Genomic DNA, 2,213 nt, shown 5'->3' on the forward strand with positions numbered 1-2,213 from the left:
TCGATGTTCCGGAAGGCCTCTTCCACGAGATCCCTCCGCATCGGATCACGCGGCTGCGCCGGCAGGGGGAGCGCTACTTCGCCGACGGGCTCCGCGAGCTCCCGGACAACCGCCGCCTCGCGATCCTCGCGGTCTGCGCCGTCGAGTGGGAGCTGTTCCTCGCCGACGCGGTGGTGGAGACCCACGACCGGCTCGTCGGCAGGACGTACCGCGAAGCCGCCCGGGCCTGCGAAGCGCAGCTCGGGGACGAGACGGCCGCGGCCCGCGAGTCGCTCCGGGCATTCGCCGAGCTGGGGACGGCGCTGCTCGGCGCGCGGGACGCCGGCGAGGCCCTCGACGCGGTGATCGCGGACGGTCCGGGCTGGGAGGGCCTCGGCGACCTCGTCGCCAAGGCGGCCGCGCTCGCGAGCACGGCCGCGTCGGATCCGATGAATCATGTCCTGGGGGGCTACAGCCGTTTCCGCCGCTACACGCCGCGCATGCTGCGCACGCTGGACATCGAGGCGTCGCCCGCGGCCGAGCCCTTGCTGGACGCGGTCGACGTCCTGCGCAGCGACGGCACGGCGCGGCCGACCGGCTTCCTGCGGCCGAACTCGAGGTGGAGGCGGCTGCTGCGCACCCAATCCGATCACCGCCTCTGGGAGACGGCGGTGTTGTTCCACCTGCGGGACGCGTTCCGCGCCGGCGACGTCTGGCTGGCGCGGTCGCGCCGCTACGGCGACATCCGAAAGGCGCTGCTGTCGACGCCCGCCGGCGATGATGCCGACCGCAGCCTGCCGGTCCCGGCCAGTCCGCACGACTGGCTCGCCGAGCGCCGGTCCGCCCTCGACGAGGGCCTGCGCCGGCTGGCCGCCGCGGCGCGGGCCCGTGCTCCCGCCGCCGGCGGGAGCATCGAAGACAGCGTGCTCCGCGTCGAGAGGACGGAAACCGCCGTGCCGGACGGGGCCGCCGACCTGGTCGCCGACCTCTACCGGCGGCTGCCCGAGGCGCGGATCACCGACATCCTGCTCGAGGTGGACGACGCCACCCGGTTCACCGAGGCCTTCACGCACCTGCGAACCGGTGAGCCCTGCCGCGACCGCATCGGTCTGCTCAACGTGCTGCTCGCCGAGGGCATCAACCTCGGCCTGCGCAAGATGGCCGAGGCCACGAACACGCACGGGTTCTGGGAGCTGATGCGCATCGCGCGCTGGCACGTGGAAGGCGACGCGTTCGACCGAGCGCTGGCCGTCGTCGTCGAGGCCCAGGCCGCGCTACCGATGGCCGCCTTCTGGGGCTCCGGGCGGACCGCCTCCAGCGACGGCCAGTTCTTCCCGGCCGGCGGCCGGGGCGAAGCTCTCAACCTGGTCAACGCCCGGTACGGGGCCGAGCCCGGCGTCAAGGCGTACTCGCACGTCTCCGACCGGTTCTCTCCGTTCGCCACCCAGACCATCCCGGCCACCGTCCACGAAGCGCCCTACATCCTCGACGGGCTCCTGATGAACGAGACCGGGCGGCGCGTCCGCGAACAGTACGCCGACACCGGCGGGTTCACCGACCACGTCTTCGCCGCCTGCTCGATCCTCGGCTACGCGTTCGTCCCGCGCATCCGGGACCTGCCCTCGAAGCGCCTCTACGTGTTCGAACGAGCGGGCGTCCCGAAGCGCCTGCGCCCGCTGGTCGGCGGCAAGGTGAACGTGGACCTGATCGACCGGAACTGGGCGGACATCCTGCGGGTGGCGGCCACGATGGCGGCCGGGACCATGCGGCCGAGCCAGCTCCTGCGCAAGCTCGCCGCGTATCCGCGCCAGAACGAGCTGGCGGCGGCGCTGCGGGAAGTCGGCCGCATCGAACGCTCCCTGTTCATGATCGAGTGGACGACGGACCCCGACGTGCGCCGGCGCGCCCTGGTCGGCTTGAACAAGGGCGAGGCGCACCATGCCCTGAAGCGCGCCATCAACTTCCACCAACGCGGCGAACTGCGGGACCGAACCGGGGAGGGGCAGCACTACCGGGTCGCCGGCCTCAACCTGCTGGCCGCGATCATCATCTACTGGAACACGCTGAAGCTCGGCGACGCCGTCTTCGCGAGGGGGCAGGCCGGGCTCGAGATCCCGGACGAACTCCTGGCCCACGTCTCGCCGCTCGGCTGGGAGCACATCAACTTGACCGGCGAGTACCGCTGGCCGGGCGCCGAGCGTCGGGCACCGCGAAACCCTTAGCGTAGTATTTCG

The 2,213-nt window shown here is 72.3% G+C and carries 1 protein-coding gene; it reads left to right on the plus strand.

Annotated features, from left to right (window positions below; all coding sequences use genetic code 11):
* On the plus strand, positions 1-2,201 hold a 2,201-nt coding region (locus OXM58_12630; GenBank protein ID MDE0149208.1), incomplete at its 5' end, for a Tn3 family transposase.
* Positions 2,202-2,213 lie beyond the last annotated feature (12 nt).

Source organism: Rhodospirillaceae bacterium (genome assembly GCA_028819475.1).
Lineage (GTDB): Bacteria > Pseudomonadota > Alphaproteobacteria > Bin65 > Bin65 > Bin65.